Raw genomic sequence first — 17612 nt, 5'->3', positions numbered from 1 at the left:
CGTCACTAAAAATAATACGCTATGATAGTCCAAGAATAATTATCAAAACGAATCGCTATGTTATCCAATATTTTTATTACCTTAGCCTTACTCATTGTCAGCGCTTTTTTCTTATCACGATATTTCACTTTACCTAAAAACATTTGGCTGCTTTTTATTGCCCAACCCCTTGTTATGGCGGCATCACCGGTGATTGTTTTTATTGGCGGTATATTGTCGACCCGTATGGCAAGTGATCCTTCTTTAGCGACCCTCCCCGTTACCGTGATGATTTTAGGGGTAGCCTGTGGTGCTATTCCTGCGGCTATGTTGGCAAAAAATAAAGGTCGCCGCTTTGCGATTTTTACCGGTTATAGTGTTGGTTTAGTTGCGACCTTAACGGCAATGGTCTCTGCACTTATTGCTAACTTTGAACTCTTTGTCTTTGCTGGTTTACTCTTTGGTATTAGTACCTCATTTATCCAGCAATTACGTTTTGCAGCAATTGAGAGTATTAAGGACGATAAAGATATTCCAACCGTGTTGTCGATTTTAATGCTAAGTGGCATTTTTTCCGCTTTTCTAGGCCCTGAAATAGCCGTAGTCGCGAAAGATTGGTTAGCATCTCCCTATGGATATGCTGGCTCATTTTTAGTGTTAGCCGGATTAATCGTTTGTGCGATGATTATTATGCTGAATTTTAAAAACACCCAGATTGAATCTCATCAACAAGTGGGCGACACTCGCCCATTGAGTGAAATTATCAAACAACCTATTTTTATTATTGCAATATTATCAGCGGCCATTGGTTTTGCCTTAATGAGTTACTTAATGACAGCAACCCCCTTGAGCATGCACCAGATGAGCGGTCATAGCTTACACGAGACAAAATGGGTAATTCAAAGCCATATTGCCGCGATGTTTATCCCTTCACTTTTTACCGCTTGGTTAGTAAAAAGAATCGGCTTGAAAAGCTTAATGTTAATTGGCACAGTGATTTATGCGTTAGTCGCTGTTGTGGCACTTTCTGGCGAGCAGGTTATGCACTATTGGTGGGCACTGATTTTATTAGGCATAGGTTGGAATTTTTTGTTTTTGACCGGAACAACCTTACTGCCGCAAAGTTATAAGCCGAGTGAACGACACAAAGTACAAGCAATTAATGACTTTATTATTTTTGGTTTACAAGCAACTGCATCGTTACTCGCTGGTTGGGTTTTATTTAAAGCGGGTTGGCATACAGTAGTTCTTACGAGTATGCCCTTTATTGCCATACTCTTTGCAGTAACTTGGTTTTACTATATTAAAGACAGAAAAAAAGCCACCAACAAGGCAGCTAAATCTTAGCAATAATAGCATCGACTTATTTACAGGTGGTCATCGTTGTCTGAAAGACCAACGCCAATAGAAAAAGTCATTTTGTCAGCTACCTCAAACTCTAGACCAGCGATTGCTTTATAAGCAATCTGCTGATTTTTTTCTTCACCAAAAAGTGCACTCTGGTTCGTTTGCACCGCGCCAAGGGCTAGTTCAATAAATGGTGAGACATTATCACTTAAGCTAACATAGTTAAAACGAGAAGTTGCCCATAATCCCAGTGATTGATAATTACCCGAAGAAACTTGCCGTTCTTTAGATAAATGATTGGCGTCAACATTTTCAGCTAAGCCACTAAAATGTGCTTTGGCATAATGAATTGAAACCTCTGTCGCTAGCTGCCAGTCGTCATTCAATTGATAACGCTTACCTACACCAAGATAAACTTCAGGAACAAGATCAATTTGAGTCTCACTTAAGGCTAAGTTAGCTAAATTATCATAATGGCTTAGACCAAAACCAACAAAAGCATACGATTCCTCATCAGTTGCTATTGCCGAAAAGCTTACTAGGTGACCCACTAAGGCTCCACAGGTAATCATTATCGCTATAGATTTGTTCATCTTCATTCCTTGTTTATTGATCTTTTTCATAAAGTAAAATATCGCCTGGCTGACAATCTAGTGTTTGGCAAATGGCTTCAAGCGTTGAAAACCGTATCGCTTTTGCTCGACCACTTTTAAGTACAGATAAGTTTTGTGGCGTTATGCCTACTGACAAAGCAAGATCGTTTAATTTCATTTTACGTTTTGCTAGCATAACGTCCAGTTCTATAATCATAGCCACTAGATAACTAACTCCTGCTCTTGATGCAAGCTAGTCGCTTCGCTCATTATCCAAGCTATCACGTATATCACTAAACCAATTAATAAAAATCTTAACTCATCAGAGCCTAAGCTTATGTATAACGATAACGTATCAGAAGCTCCTGAAAATCGTAATACTAAGGTCACCACTATCGGATAAAGAAGCTTTAAGGCAATCCAAGCTAATAGCACAGTACCAATATTTTTAATGCATTGAATATTGGCGACAGTGAATACTAAACCCTGCTGATATAAACCAAATAACTTAAACAAAGACCAATAAATTAAAAGGCTTGGCAACAAATCTGCACTGCCTAGTATAAGCAAAGCGTTAAAACCTTCATCGGTTAAGGCTAACGCTAAATTTTCCCAACTACCTGAAAAGTCGATATTGGCCGCTGAAGAAATAAATGAAAAATTGTCAGTTAGCTCAAAGGTGCCTTCATTATTAACCCCAAATAGTAATAAAAACGTAAAGCTGAAAACTTGCATAACAACAAATAGCGCAACGAGTGCCCTAACTATTTTACTTACTTTGCTGATCCTATGATGCGCTAACATAAAACTTATAACCTATAACCTAAATTTATTCAATAAGCCTAATGTAGCAGAAAAAACATGCTTATCAATCTATTTTTATCGATAAACGATAAATAAATACTGTTGTATAATTACCCGCTGACTTTAGTTAGCGAGAAAAACGATTCAATATCGATTCACCTTCCTCGCTAGGGAACAGCTTGACCATTTCTCGCTTCAAATAATCGATACCAATCTTCACGGCTATAATTGAGTTCTAGTGCTACTTTTGCAGCAATAATTCGTTCTGGTGTGGTCGAACCAATAATAGGAAATATCTTCGCGGGGTGTTTTAGTAACCAAGCAAGAATAATTTGCCAAGGTTGACAGTTATACACTTGTGCTTGCGAAGTTAACTCCTCGGCGATACGTTGTTCATCTTCAACTGAAAAGGTATTCCCCCATGCAGAGTAGGCAACACCACCTAACGGGCACCAGGCAATTGGCGATAGTTTATCTTGTTGACATTGATCCAAAGTTCCGTCATTTAACGCATCAACATTATGAATATTAATTTCTATCTGATTCACCAATAACGGTAAATCTAATGCACTTTGTAACATCGCTACTTGTGAGGGTTTAAAGTTACTTACGCCAAAATGCGCAACTTTACCGCTGTCTTTGAGTTGTTTAAAGGTTTCGGCGACTTCATTAATATCAAATAAATAATCAGGGCGATGTAATAAGAAAAGATCGAGTTGCTCAGTATGCAAACGCTTTAAAGAACCTTCTACACTCGATAAAATATATGCTTTGCTAAAATCATAGCGTGTTGGCGCATAAGTATTTTCATTGTTTTTTGGACGAATACTTGCTTTGGAGGTAAGGATCATCTTTTCTCGCAAGTGCGGTAATTGCTTTAACAATTCACCAAATAATTGTTCACTTGCCCCTCCACCATAAATGTCAGCATGATCAAAATGATTGTAGCCTGCATCAATCGCGCTCTGCACCGCACGTTTGCCTTTATCGATATCATTAACTGATTGATCACCTGCAATTCGCATACAACCATAGATTAATCGTGATGACTGGAGTTCGCTCTTACCTAAACTATAATTTTTCATTACAACTTTGCTCTCGTTTTATCGCTAATTGACTGACATAATAGCGACTTTATGGTTGTTGTTCATCAACAACTCAATCACTGCATACGTATAAATAAGGTTTTTTCATTGCAACATTTTATTTGGGATATTGATCCAGTTTTACTTTCTATAGGTCCTTTAAGCGTTCATTGGTATGGCGCGCTATTTGCTGCCGCTATCATATCGGGTTTACAGGTGATGAAATGGGTGTATCAAACAGAGCACAAAAACCTAGAGGCTCTGGACAACTTACTGATGTATTCTGTATTTGGTATAATTATTGGTGCTCGCTTAGGCCATTGTTTTTTTTACGATCCTCAATATTACTTTGCTAATCCTTTAAAGATACTGGCCATTTGGGAAGGTGGTCTTGCTAGCCATGGCGGCGGTTTAGGACTTATTATTGCATTAGGTATATACGCAAGAAAGTATCAAGAAAACTATTTATGGCTGCTCGACCGATTAGCTATTTGTACCGCACTCTTTGGTGTATTTGTTCGTTCAGCTAACTTTGTTAACTCTGAAATATTAGGCGTTGCCAGTGATGCGCCTTGGGCTATTATTTTCGCGCGTATTGATAATATACCTCGCCACCCTGCGCAACTTTATGAAGCGATTGCGTATTTACTGATTTTTATTATTCTCTTCTTTATCTATAAAAAATCAAAAGATAAAACGCCTAAGGGTTCATTATTAGGCTTATTTTTAATATTAACCTTCACCGCTCGATTTTTAATTGAGTCAGTAAAAGTTAAACAAGCTGCTTATGAGTCGATTTGGGCGTTAAATACCGGGCAAATGCTGAGTATTCCATTTTTTATCGCTGGTATCGTTTTATTAATATGGTCGTTATCTGCCAAGAACAAACTAAAATAAACTGAGTAGCATAATGAGTAAAAAATATTACGTGGTTTGGAAAGGATCAAAAACAGGTGTCTTTGACAACTGGACAACGGTTCAATCCGTAACATCAGGGCGTGCTGATGCTCAATTTATGGGGTTTCCTTCACAAGTTGAAGCAGAAGCCGCTTTTAAGTCAACTTACACCAAAGCATTAACCCAGCGATCCTTAAAAACACCACCACGCAACGGAGCTGAATACCCCGCTGCGGCTAAAACCGCAAGTTCATCATTGAGTCGAGCAACAGCTTCAGCAAAACCTGCTGGCAGCACAGTACGCAGCGATCGTGAAGTCACTAAAGCTAATATCGATATTTATTGTGATGGTGCGTGTTCGCCCAACCCTGGAAAATCAGGGACTGGTGTCGCTGTTTATCATCAAGGTGAAATTCATAGCCTTTGGTATGGTGCCTATAACGCCAATGGTACTAATAACACCGCTGAGTTAATTGGAATGTTACAAGCCTTTAAATTGGCGAAAGCTTATATTGAAGCTAATCCTGGTAGAACCATTCAAGTACTGTCTGATTCAAAATACTCCATCGACAGCATCACGAAATGGGCAACAGGATGGAAAAATAAAGGTTGGAAAAAAGCAAATGGCGAAGCGATTAAAAATCCAGAGTTAGTCAAGGTTTGCTATACACTCTATCAAGAAATTAAAAAACATATTGCTATTACTCATGTTAAAGGTCACGCGAATATTGAAGGTAATGAGCTCGCCGATCGCATGGCTGTACTTGCCAGAACGTCACAAGAAATGAATTTTGTACAATATCAGCAAACAATAAATATTCGCGAAATATTAGCAACCGAAGCGGGATAATAGATCAATATATAATGCGGCCATATAGTCAACGTTCTCATTGGTTAAATGCCGCATAACCTCAAAATAAATAGGAAAAATGCAACGATATTCAATTGTTTCTTTTTTCCTACTTTACTTAAATTTTTCGGTGCTTTGCTCAATCTAAGCTATACTCAACATTCTATTTCTTATCAGAAACGTAGCCATTATCAATCTCTCAAATCATACAATATCTTGTATATTCTCCCAATTAGGTATGAATAACGTCCAAGCAGATATAACAAGTTTTGCAGAGACTCATAAAGCTATTCCAGTAAGATTACCCTTGTATTAAGCAAAAATATAGAGCCGATCACAAGTCATTATTTTAAAAGAAGCCGTGCAGGAGGATGCTAACTGGTCTGAAATGACTTACAGCTTGGTTTGTTCATTAGGTTAATGCAAGAGCAATACATAGAAAATTAAACCTAGGCATAAACTTTTCAAATAGAATCGAGATAAAAGAATCATAAATAAAATAATCTACACATAAAGCACTTTATTTAACCTTAAAGTTGATTCCGCGCATTAATCTACTTTAATTATGCTTATATAAACAATATAGTGTTAAATAACAGAGTGTAAAAATCTATATAATGGAGATAATAAATGTCGGATAATAAAAAATACCGTTTAGTAACACGTAGTGATTTTGATGGTTTAGTTTGTGCTATTTTACTCAAACATATTAATTTAGTTGACGGTATTCTCTTTGTTCACCCCAAAGATATGCAAGACGGAAAGATAGCGGTTGGGCCAGATGATATTTCCACCAACTTACCTTATGTTGACGGTGTTCATATCGCTTTTGATCACCATCATAGTGAAACACTTCGTAATAAAAAACGAGATAACCATGTTATCGACCCTGATGCGCCTTCAGCTGCTCGCGTTGTTTATGACTACTACGGTGGCCTAGAAACTTTCCCCGCAAGTTGGACAAGCATGATGGAAGCGGTAGATAAAGGTGATTCAGCACAATTTAATAAAGAAGAAGTTTTGCATGCCAAGCGATGGGAATTACTTAATTTCATTATGGACTCACGCACAGGTTTAGGCCGCTTCAGAGAGTTTCGGATTTCGAACTATGAACTGATGATGGACTTAATTGATTTTGGTAAAGATCACAACATTGACCAATTACTCGCACTCCCTGATGTTAAGGAACGCACCGATCTTTATTTTGAGCATGAAGAAAAATTTAAAGAGCAAATTAAGCGCTGTGCAACCGTACACAATAACTTAGTTGTGCTGGACTTAAGAGAAGAAGAAATTATTTACTCGGGTAATCGTTTTGTTATTTATGCCTTATTTCCACAATGTAATATTTCAATTCATGTTATGTGGGGGCTTAAAAAACAAAATACTGTTTTTGCTACCGGTAAATCTATTTTTGATCGCAGTGCAAAAACAAATGTCGGTGAACTTATGTTGAAATACAATGGTGGTGGGCATAATGCGGCGGGAACCTGTCAAGTTCCACATGATCAAAATGAAGCTTGCCTTGCCGAACTTATTGCGACGATTAATGCCGATGGCTAAGTCGCATTAGTCAGACTCACGGCTCAATAATAGCTTACTATTGCCGTCAAAAATGATGGTAATAGTAAATCGCTAATCAAAAATATTAATAGCCTTTATTCCAGTCAATATAAAAAGGTATCTGGTCGTTACTTCGATATTGTTTAATGTTCTTGGTCACTATTTCACCTGCACTTTCAAAATGTGTCGGCGCAGAAATATGGGGAAGAACCGTTATTTTTTCATTCGACCATAAATCATCACTTTTATCTAAAGGCTCTTGTTCAAAAACATCTAGAATTGCATGTTCAAGATTGCCATTGGCTAAGTGATTAATAAGGTCGTGATTAGCGACGATACCCCCTCGAGCAAAGTTAATAATACTGGCGCCTTGCGGTAGGTTTGTCAGCAGATCATCGTTGATGAGTTGGTAGGTCGCTGAAGTAAGTGGTAGTAAACAAATTAAGATATCTGTTTGCCTAACCATAGTCACTAATCCCTCGTCTCCTGAATAGCATGTAATGCCATTAATTAACTTATCACTTTGACTCCAACCAAGCACATTAAAGCCATTTTCATGCAAACGTAACGCGCTCAACTTACCTAATTGACCTAAACCTAAAATACCTAAGGTGCGCTCTTGTGGCAGTAAATAGCGATGTTGTAGCCACTGCGCTGATTTTTGTTGTTGTAAGTATTTTGGCATATCACGATGTAAATAAAGCACCCAAGTTAAGACCGCCTCACTCATGGTTTGCGCTAATATTGGATCAATTAAACGCACAAGTTTAAAACTTGGCGTTGGTTTATTATCACTTAATTGCGAAACTAGCGCATCGACCCCTGCCCATAGGCTCTGTACCCATATGAGTTTGGGGTATTGAGACAAGATATTAGCATCTGGATTAGCAACAATAGCGATTTCGCATTGAAGCTTTTGCTCAACAGACAAGTCTTTATCAAGCTTAATTGCTTCATTTGGCAGCTTAGTTGATAATAGCGCTAACCAAGCATCCTGCTCTTGGTGGGCAAGTTGACTAACAAAAGTAATAACAGCCATTGTTAAATGTTTCCTCTTAGCATTATTCTTTTAAAACCATATCAATACACATTACGGCAGCAAGGATCAGCTTTCTAATCGGGTGATCTTCAGGAACATCAGCAGAAATTTCTAATGCGTAATTGTCTGCACTGGTAAATAACTCTTTACCTATGCCACCCCATTCTTTCGATATATGAGCAAGTTCATCATTGCCATCCATAAAGCGAAAATTCCAACCAACCCAGTTGCCCTTTAACTGACAGACAAGTTGGTCTTGGTTATCAAAGATATCGAATTTTCCACCGATTGAAAATAATTTTTGTTTAAAGTAACCAACCGCATTACCGTCACAATCAAAAACAGTTACTTTTGAAATAAATAAAGAGATACCACGCTGAATTCGGATGATACGCTGATCGTCAGGCGTACGTATTTGAACATCAAAAGGTGTCATGGTTTTGTAGTCAGTGAAACGCAGCATTTTAGTAAAAAAGCCTAAATTAGGCTCTCGACATTCCATGATGATATCCCCTGTTTCAGGATCATAAATGTCGTAATTATTTGCCGCTTTAAATAGGCCAACATGCTCTTTGATTATATAAGTATTCTTATTAATTCTAGTATTCATTAAACGCTCACTCCGTGAGTTTAGCTATTGTTGTTATTACGAAAATCATTGATGATAATAGTTGTCTTTGCTTTTATATTGATTGAAATTACCATTAAACCATACAAATTGACGTTATTTAGTCGCTTTAATCACTTGCTCTAAATAGGTAGACATTTCAGTTAATACTTTATTCTTACTGGGTTTTATTGTGGCATATAACGCGTATAAAAAACTCTGTGTGTTATGTAATTTAATTAACCCTTGTTCACTTTGATAAACATCTTGCCATTGATTGAAAGGAGCAGGATCAACCACTTTAATAAGCCAAAGGTTAAAATCATCAGCAGAGTATTGTTCTCGTAAAAAAACATATATAACAGCCATAGCGATACGTTTTGACTCTCCTTGAATATATGAATGTTGATCATTAGCAGTAAGTTGGCTAGCTAAAGCGACCAGTATCTTATCGAGTTGCGCTTTGTTAACTTTAGGGTTTAACGCCAATTGCAGCATAAGGTCTGCAGCGTGAGCGATACTATGTTGCCAGCCAGTTTTAGTTGAAAAACCGCGATAATCTTTTACATTAGTTAAAAAACTCGTACCGACATTGACTAAATAGTCTCTTTGGTCAGCGGTTAAAAAAGGTGAGTGCCTATCGACACGAACCACTTCAGCTAATACCAAGATTGAGAATGACTGATAGACACCAAAGGTGTCAGTTACTTTCGATTCTAAAACACGAGTTAAGTAGTTAAACATTTTAATATGTATTGCTTGGCTAAGGTGTTCGTTTCGCAACCAATAACTTAATGCTTCAAAAGCGACACCATCTCTTATTTCAGCATCTGGGCTTGCTAAACAAGCCAGTAATTGTAGTGCTAAAGCTTCTTTATCTGCTTTGTTTTCAAGGGTAAATTTATCTTCTTTGAGTTGTAGTAGATTTTTTTTATGCCATTGCTTCGATAAACACTGTTTATTGACTTGCTGCGCATTGATCAATACTTCATTAGCAGAGAAGGCAGAGCTACTGATAAAAAGCATTAATATTATTGGTATTTTTAATGAAAATTTCATTTTACATCCTTTTAAAGTTATTTAATTATCTTAAAAATAAGCACATCAGGATACCACCACATCGGCAAAAAAAACATAAAATGAAGACGTTAGTGAGTTGTATTGAGAAAGGATTTAAGAACGATAGTAATTAACAGAGTTTGCATATAGCAATCATTGGTGGTTTAAACTGATGACTTGCTTTTCAGCTAAGGCAATTAACGTTTCTAATTCACCACTTTGTTGCAGACGCATTATTTCTTGGTTAATAAGAGCAACCAAATTTTTATTTTTCTGATGTATATAATGATAAAGAGGAAAAACAGCTAATGGCTTTTTTGCAGGAATTATGTTTTGGTAACCCAACTTTTTCAAGATTAGCTGACCGTCTATAGTATTGGTCAAGACAACATCAACTAAGCCACTTTGTAATATTTTAAACATATTTTCAGTGCTATTCATTTCGACAACATTACTTAAGCCATTCGTTATATTATCGGTGTGTTTTACACCTCTAATTTTGGCCAATTTATATCTTTTTAAATCATCTTTACTGACAATATTGAGCTGCTTACTTGCTAGGCTAAATGGCATAGTTTGCAAAGAATAATAAGGAGTAGGAACTCTGATCATTTCTTTGTTCTCATCTGCGTAGGACCAAATTCTCATTATTTCGCCATCACTTTGGCCGATACTCGCTAACAATTCCGCTCTTTTAGCGGGTAAAGGCGTAATAGTAATATCTATTCCAATATTTTTATAAATTTGAGGTAAAACAATCCGACCGACTTCTTGTTCGATCAGTAATTCAATAGAAGCAAAATTGTAGTGGAGAGCTTTAGGCAGTAATAGATAACTATGCTTTGGATTAATGGCTGAATTATCATATGAAATATTAGTAGGTGTAACTATTGAGTGAGCAAGTACATTTGGAGATACCATCAAAATGAAGCATATACCAATAAGTAAAAAATAAAGACTGAATATTACTTTCACTTGGACTACCACCTTCAAATTAATGCTTATAAAGTATAATCCTTTTGGTAACGACCTCCTTGTTTTTCTTGAAAACTTTACTTATGCAGAGCCTATTCGATAGGACCATAATATAAATTGGCGGGTAAAATGACAAGTAAAACCTTAAAATGCGGCCCGGCATACTTTGCTCAGTCAGATATAATAGCTATCTAGTGGCACATAACAATATCGCAAAAGGTTAACAATCGGGGCAAAATTTAAACATAAAAGCCTACTGTTCGATTAACTAGACCGGTCACGTGATACTCGTTTTAGCTAAGGCATGACTTCGCGTCATGCGAGTCGTGGTTTAGTCATAGGCCTACCTTTTCATACTCTAGGTTGCATATTAGCGACTTACGCAATGAACAACACGTAATATTTTTCACTCTGACCTAGTGTTTTATTCACAAGACTAAAGCGGCGACAAGACAAGCTAGCTTTAAAATAAAAAACCCGCTAGATAGCGGGTTTTAAAGGTGAATTAATCAGACTAAACTTACTGATATAAAATAATCAACATTGATATTTATTGTACCGGGATATTAATAGTACCCGTAACAATGTCACCCGCTTTTGTTTGATAAGCATATTCAAACGTTAGACTATTTTCCGAGCTATCTAAATCATCAGAAGCGTATATAGACGTTGAGGCGCGGTAAACTTTCTGATTGTCTGATTGAGCAGTTCCTGTTTCAATCGACGTTTGAAGACTTTCGGTAATTAATGTTTCATTTTCAGCAAGTTTGACTAGTCCCAATGGTGAAACATTATAAGTATTACTATCTCTAACAAGAGTAAAATTTCTTACTGAATTATAACTGACGCCGTCTTCTGTTACCGAGTAAAGGCGCATTGAAAAGCTTTGTAACGTTTCAATTGATGATGGTAGATATAAATAAACACTGCGATCATAATTTGAAGGTGAAGAACTATCACCCGCTGAATTGGAGAGAGTAATCGCATTACCGTTGCTGGTAAAATTATTGTTATCTAAATGTACGTCATTAATATCAAAGTCATCATTATTTTCGATATAAAACGAAAGTGAATCATTATTAACATCGACAGACTTTTCTGTAGACTTCACAACTAAGTTACCGACATTGTATTGGTAATTTTGGCCTTTAGGCAAAGAGTTAACCGGCGTAATCGTAAGTTTGGTGTCATTTAAACTCGTCTCAAATGAAACAGGAATATCTACCATGCCACTAACAACTGTAGTGCCGGGTAAAATAACATCAGTCGATGAATCATTACCTTTAACAACGGTAAAACCAGAAGTATTAATAAGTGATAAGCTACTTACTGATGCGGTAATAGCTTGAGAGTAGAATACACTGAAACTTTTATCTATATAGTTTACTTCATTTGCCGCAATAACGACCTCTAAAGAAGAGCTATCATTAGTAACAACTCTTGGCATAACAGCTAACTCAACAACGTCAGTATTAGCGATGTTATAACAACAGTTTTCTAAAGCACCTGAGATGTTGACTCTTAAGCTGTCATCATCGTTCTTATTCAGTGCTATTGAAGCACTTTGATAATATATATCGTTTGCCATAAATGAAGGGATTTCTACTCGTGAGTAATCGCCAAACATTGCTGAAATCACATACTGTTGTGTTGCAGCATCAAAAGTAGAAGTCGTCTGTGTACCCGCAGAATCTGTTGAGAATAACTCAGCACCTAAAATAACATTCGCACTTGCATCAATCATTGTAATGCGAAATTCAATCTCTTTTAACGGCATTTTTTCTTCAACATAAAGCGTTAATGATTCATCACTATTCGATGATAAAAAATATAATTCATTACTACTAATGTTGTTATTTAACTCAGGATTATAATCTATTTCACCATCTTTATTGAGATCTAAGTTGACTCTAACCATAATATTGAGAAACTTTGGTATGGTGATATGGTAAACGCCATTGGCTTCATTATAAGTCGAGTGGTGTTGATACTTATTTGACCTTGAACTAGTACCGTAATGAGATGAAGCTTTAAACGCTAATCCAGTAAGAGGCAATCCTGATGTTTTATTAATAACAGTTATTTGCATATCTTTAGCTGTAGAAACTTCAAATTGACCAAAATCATTGGCCGTATTGACTGCATTTGAATGACCCGTATTAATGAAATATGCACGTGATAAAAATTCATTATTGCTACTTTCAATAATCATTTCAATATCAGAATTAGCAGGAAGGTTTTCTAGTTTAAACTCGCCACCGTTGAAGCTAACGCTATCGACGAGGACAACATCAGCGGCAATAATTGTAATGTTCGTGGCTGATACGGCTTGATTATCCAATGCATTAACAACAATCCCCGTTAATGCAACAGAAGCGGCAGGAGTACCAGGATTGATAGAATTGTTAGTGCCACTAAGAATTTCATTTTGTGCTTGGATTGCTTGCACTACATCTTCGTTATTATTGTCGTTTTCTACTTCTAAACATGCTGTTAATAAACATAAAGAAACGCTTATCATCACTAGATTTACATACTTCAATTTTACTTTCCTTTTAAAATTTAGAAGGGAAATAGAATTAAACAATCTTTGTCGTATCGAATTCCCTTCAATAGAGCGAAAATGTTAACACATAATTAAATAACAGTTAACAACCTTGGTGTAATTATTGATGTTAATCATAAATAAAAATAGGATTTAACATTGGACGACTTAATTAACATACCAGTTATCTGACAAGTCTCGTATAAAAAAATTATGGAATAACGGCTTGGGGGTTACGCTATGGTTTAATGCTCATTTATGCAAAAGCGCTCTTTGTGCTCAAATAGACTTAGGCGTTCACCCCTCTTTTGGTGTAGCCAACCCTCTTTTGGTGTAGTCAACCCCCGACAATCAAACCCTTTAACAAAACCAAAGCGGATAAATTAAAGTGAGTGTCCTTCTAATATGACGAGAATCGATATTGAAATAAATTCAGCATGAACTCAAGCTTCTTCATCATGACCCCAAATTCCATCATCCTGAACCCAACCTCCGTTATCCTGAACCCTTACTTAGTCATCCTGAATCCATACACCGTCATCCTGAACTTGTTTCAGGATCTCGACATTAACAATTCAAAGCCCAGAGACTGAAATAAATTCAGCATGACGATAGTGGATACTGAAATAAATTCAGCATGACGTGAGTAGATACTGAAATAAATTCAGCATGACGAGAGTGGATACTGGAATAAATTCAGCATGACGAGAGTGGATACTGAAATAAATTCAGTATCCACTCAAACGCCATCATTCTGAACCCAACCTCCGTCATCCTGAACTTGTTTCAGGATCTCGTCCTTAACAACTCAAAGTCCAGATACTGAAATAAATTCAGCATGACGATAATGGATACTGAAGTAAGTTCAGCATGACGTGAGTGGATACTGGAATAAATTCAGTATGAAGGCAAACTCCATCATCCTGAACCCAAGCGCCGTCATCCTGAATTTATTTCAGGATCTCGACATTAACAACTCAAAGACCAGACACCAACAATAGACAATCTTCAAACCAGAAATTTAGAGTGAGTGTCTGTTTAATATTGTATGTTTAATAATCGAGTAATTTTCGGTTATTGCCAAAACGCTGAGACACCCAGTTTTGCAATAAGCTATTGCAAAACTGAATAAAGGGTAAGTTTGAGCGAGAAGCGGATCTTTGAATCGATAGCTGTAAAGGTCATAACAAAGCTTAGATAAACAAATCAATTCATAGTGCAATCGACCTAAAGATACAATCGATTGAGATATGTGTTAGCGTTAAACGGTTGGACTCTTCGTTTAGCAAATGCTTTAAGTCATTTATGAAAATAATCGGCTTTAGCCTAATTAAATCAACGTCATTTTTTCAACAGTGAAGCAATGAATAATACTTATTGCTTCACTGTTGTTTGTAGATGGACTGAGGAAATCAAAAAATGTCTGAGTATGCTGATATAATCATCAATGCGACGCCCCCCCCCTTAATTACACTAGATAAAAATTTAAGGATAGTCACTGCAAACGATTCTTTTTATACGTTTTTTCATGTCAAGTCTGAAAATGCCATCGGATACCTCATATACGAGTTAGACAATAAACAATGGGATATTCCTGCGCTGCGAGAACTATTAGAAACAATTTTACCCCAGAAAACCAGTTTTAATAGCTACCTAGTTGAGCACAATTTTGCCAATATAGGTCGGCGAATCATGCTGATGAATGCCCAACAGATTGAAGAAGATGAAGATAGAGAACTGATTATTTTATTGTCCATGGAGGACGTCACCGAGCGAGTAGATGAATTAGTCACCGCCAACGAAGAGAAAGACAAGCTAGAAGATGATTTAGTCATCGCCAACAAAGAGAAAGACAAGCTAGAAGATGATTTAGCCATTGCTAACGAAGAAAAAGACAAGCGAGCAGATGAATTAGTCATTGCTAACGAAGAGAAAGAGCATCTCCTACAAAAGATAAGACGTGCAGCCAGTGTTTTTACCCATACCCAAGAGAGCATCATGATAACCGATGCAACTGCGACTATTACTGAAGTCAACGATACATTCAGCCGCATCACTGGTTATGATTCTAAAGATGTACTGGGAGAAAATTCAAGGATCCTCCAATCTGGATGTGAATCGCCAGAATTTTTTAGGGAAATGTGGGATACGCTGCAAACACAGGGGCATTGGCGTGGCGAGATATCGAACCGTCGTAAAAATGGTCAAATATTTCCCGCAATGCTATCCATTAGTGCTGTAAAAAATGCTGATGGTCTTACGCAACACTACGTTTCATTATCCACTGACATTTCATCTATAAAGGCTTATCAAGGGCAATTGGAACGCATTACTCATTACGATCTACTAACCAATTTGCCTAATCGCGTATTAGTGGCAGACCGCATTACACAAGCTATGGTGCAATGCCAACGTGGTAGTCAGTCATTAGCCGTTGCCTTTATGGACTTAGATGGCTTCAAAGACGTCAATGACAAGTATGGCCATAATATGGGGGACGAGTTGCTTATTGCAGTGTCACAACAGATGCAAGCAGCTTTACATGAAGATGACACGCTCGCACGTATTGGCGGTGATGAATTTATCGCAGTAATGATTAATTTAGAAAAGCCTGAAGATAGTGTGCCGGTATTAGAATGTCTACTAAAGGCCGCAGCTAATCCTGTTACCGTGGGCGATGTCATCATGCAAGTTTCAGTGAGTATGGGTGTCGCCTTTTATCCGCAAGACGGTGTGGAAGCAGACCCACTCATACGTCGTGCCGACCAAGCCATGTATGTTGCCAAGCAAGAAGGTAAAAACCGTTATCACCTGTTTGATACTGCAAAAGATAATTTAATTAATACGCAACGAAAAAGTATCAACGATGTTCGTACAGCTATGGCTAGTGACGAGTTTGTGCTGCACTATCAACCCAAGGTGAATATGCAGACTGGCGATGTGATAGGGGTAGAAGCGTTAATCCGCTGGCAGCATTCAGTACGTGGCTTAGTTCCGCCTTTAGATTTTTTACCTGTGATAGAAGGTCATGCCATAAGTTTAGAACTGGGTGAATGGGTTATAGATAGGGCATTAAGCCAAATAATCCAATGGCGAAGCATGGGAATAAATCTCCCAGTCAGTGTCAACATTAGTGCCTATCAAGTACAACAAAGTAACTTCACAACTCGCTTAGCTACATTGCTAGCGCTCCATCCTGAAGTGGCCCCCAACTGTTTAGAATTAGAAATACTCGAAACTAGTGGCTTACATGATATCAGCCAAGTGTCAGCGACTATGAATGCATGCCGTGAGCTTGGCGTACGCTTTGCTTTAGATGACTTCGGCACGGGCTATTCGTCACTTACCTATCTTAGACGCCTGCCAGCGCACTTAATTAAAATCGACCAAACCTTTGTACGGGAGATGTTAGAAAATGCTGATGATTCCACTATTGTTGAAGCTGTAATAGGATTAGCTAAAGCATTCCGGCGTGACGTGATTGCTGAGGGCGTAGAAACTATTCCTCATGGATTAGCATTATTAAAACTTGGTTGTCATTTGGCGCAGGGTTATGGCATTGCTCGACCCATGCCTGCCATTGATATTCCCAAATGGGTATCTAACTGGAAAGCCGATGATTCTTGGCAGATATGATGCTTAAAGTCTGATATTTGACTTAATTTCATGCTAACGGGGTCTTTAAAACTTACTTGCTATTTAAAATATAAAATTTCGTTTCACATCAAGAGCGAAGTTGCTCTTGAAGACAACACATTGTTCGAACACGGCAGAATAAAAATCATAGACTTCTCATTCACTCACTAAAAGGCGCTTAATGTCGGAGAACACTAAAGTTGAAAACTTTCTATAACTGAAATAAGCGACTCGTTGACAATCGAAAGCTATTTACCTGCGGGGTCGATGGAGTTTCATTTTTGGATCTGAAACAGTCGATTGCACTAGGACCAGTGAACGGCGGCAATGGTGACAAATAAGATCGTTAAAACCAGTTTTTTTCGAGCTACCGCTACGACCGCTATTGGCACTTTTAAGTAGGTCATATTCAGTGCTTACTATTCCAGTTTAGTAGCTATATTTTGGGTTATTAAACAGAAATAAAGATAATAATTCTACCTTAACAACTAAAGGCCCAGATACTGAAATAAATTCAGTATGACGAGAATGGATACTGAAGTAAATTCAGCATGCACTCAAACGCCATCATGCTGAAGCCAACCTCCGTCATCCTGAACCCAACCTCCGTTATCCTGAACCCGTACTCCGTTA

14 protein-coding genes are annotated in these 17612 nt (G+C 37.5%); 5 read left to right on the top strand and 9 right to left on the bottom strand.

Features of this window, described 5'->3' with window-relative positions; translation table 11 throughout:
• The first annotated feature begins 57 nt into the window (after positions 1–57).
• Positions 58–1326: an MFS transporter gene (locus H4J75_RS13955; protein WP_182215405.1), complete on the top strand. Its 1269-nt coding sequence runs from the start codon at positions 58–60 to the stop codon at positions 1324–1326.
• A gap of 20 nt (positions 1327–1346) precedes the next feature.
• Here H4J75_RS13955 and H4J75_RS13950 read toward each other — a convergent pair whose 3' ends face one another.
• The 4 genes from H4J75_RS13950 to H4J75_RS13935 form a co-directional block, all read right to left on the bottom strand.
• Positions 1347–1919, bottom strand: coding sequence for an outer membrane beta-barrel protein (locus H4J75_RS13950; protein WP_182215407.1), 573 nt, complete (start codon positions 1917–1919; stop codon positions 1347–1349).
• 13 nt (positions 1920–1932) lie between these two features.
• Complete coding sequence (locus tag H4J75_RS13945) at positions 1933–2142, bottom strand: helix-turn-helix transcriptional regulator (protein WP_070376211.1); 210 nt, start codon at positions 2140–2142, stop codon at positions 1933–1935.
• Positions 2142–2723, bottom strand: coding sequence for a DUF2975 domain-containing protein (locus H4J75_RS13940; protein ID WP_070376210.1), 582 nt, complete (start codon positions 2721–2723; stop codon positions 2142–2144). Before H4J75_RS13940 ends, H4J75_RS13945 begins: the two co-directional genes overlap by 1 nt.
• A 167-nt stretch (positions 2724–2890) precedes the next feature.
• Complete coding sequence (locus H4J75_RS13935) at positions 2891–3808, bottom strand: aldo/keto reductase family oxidoreductase (protein WP_182215408.1); 918 nt, start codon at positions 3806–3808, stop codon at positions 2891–2893.
• Positions 3809–3916: 108 nt separating this feature from the next.
• Between H4J75_RS13935 and lgt the strand changes: the two genes are divergently transcribed.
• From lgt to H4J75_RS13915, 3 genes are all read left to right on the top strand, one after another.
• Positions 3917–4705 (top strand): prolipoprotein diacylglyceryl transferase, encoded by a 789-nt coding sequence (gene lgt, locus H4J75_RS13930; protein WP_070376208.1) that lies wholly within the window; start codon positions 3917–3919, stop codon positions 4703–4705.
• 13 nt (positions 4706–4718) lie between these two features.
• The gene (locus H4J75_RS13925; RefSeq protein ID WP_182215410.1) at positions 4719–5555 is read left to right on the top strand and encodes a ribonuclease H family protein; all 837 of its coding nucleotides are present in this window, start codon (positions 4719–4721) and stop codon (positions 5553–5555) included.
• A 630-nt stretch (positions 5556–6185) separates the two neighbouring features.
• Positions 6186–7118, top strand: a complete 933-nt coding sequence (locus tag H4J75_RS13915) for an exopolyphosphatase (protein WP_182215412.1) — start codon at positions 6186–6188, stop codon at positions 7116–7118.
• Between the two features lie 85 nt (positions 7119–7203).
• Here the strand turns inward: H4J75_RS13915 and H4J75_RS13910 are convergent, their stop codons facing one another.
• The 5 genes from H4J75_RS13910 to H4J75_RS13890 form a co-directional block, all read right to left on the bottom strand.
• Positions 7204–8157 carry a glyoxylate/hydroxypyruvate reductase A gene (locus H4J75_RS13910; protein ID WP_182222467.1) on the bottom strand — a complete coding sequence of 318 codons (954 nt, stop codon included), beginning with the start codon at positions 8155–8157 and terminating at the stop codon, positions 7204–7206.
• Positions 8158–8179: 22 nt separating this feature from the next.
• Positions 8180–8767: an LURP-one-related/scramblase family protein gene (locus H4J75_RS13905; RefSeq protein ID WP_182215416.1), complete on the bottom strand. Its 588-nt coding sequence runs from the start codon at positions 8765–8767 to the stop codon at positions 8180–8182.
• A 114-nt stretch (positions 8768–8881) separates the two neighbouring features.
• On the bottom strand, positions 8882–9823 hold the full coding sequence (locus H4J75_RS13900; protein WP_182222466.1) for a DUF2785 domain-containing protein: 942 nt from the start codon (positions 9821–9823) through the stop codon (positions 8882–8884).
• A 153-nt stretch (positions 9824–9976) separates the two neighbouring features.
• The gene (locus H4J75_RS13895; RefSeq protein WP_310733765.1) at positions 9977–10798 is read right to left on the bottom strand and encodes a transporter substrate-binding domain-containing protein; all 822 of its coding nucleotides are present in this window, start codon (positions 10796–10798) and stop codon (positions 9977–9979) included.
• A 550-nt stretch (positions 10799–11348) separates the two neighbouring features.
• Positions 11349–13340, bottom strand: a complete 1992-nt coding sequence (locus H4J75_RS13890; protein ID WP_182222465.1) for a hypothetical protein — start codon at positions 13338–13340, stop codon at positions 11349–11351.
• Between the two features lie 1422 nt (positions 13341–14762).
• Here H4J75_RS13890 and H4J75_RS13885 point away from each other — a divergent pair.
• Positions 14763–16979, top strand: coding sequence for an EAL domain-containing protein (locus tag H4J75_RS13885; protein ID WP_182222464.1), 2217 nt, complete (start codon positions 14763–14765; stop codon positions 16977–16979).
• Positions 16980–17612: the final 633 nt, after the last annotated feature.

It is taken from the genome of Colwellia sp. BRX10-1 (assembly GCF_014077545.1).
Taxonomy (GTDB): domain Bacteria; phylum Pseudomonadota; class Gammaproteobacteria; order Enterobacterales; family Alteromonadaceae; genus Colwellia_A.
Note: the sequence above shows the minus strand (reverse complement) of the source record. Positions and strands in the feature narration are given on the sequence as shown.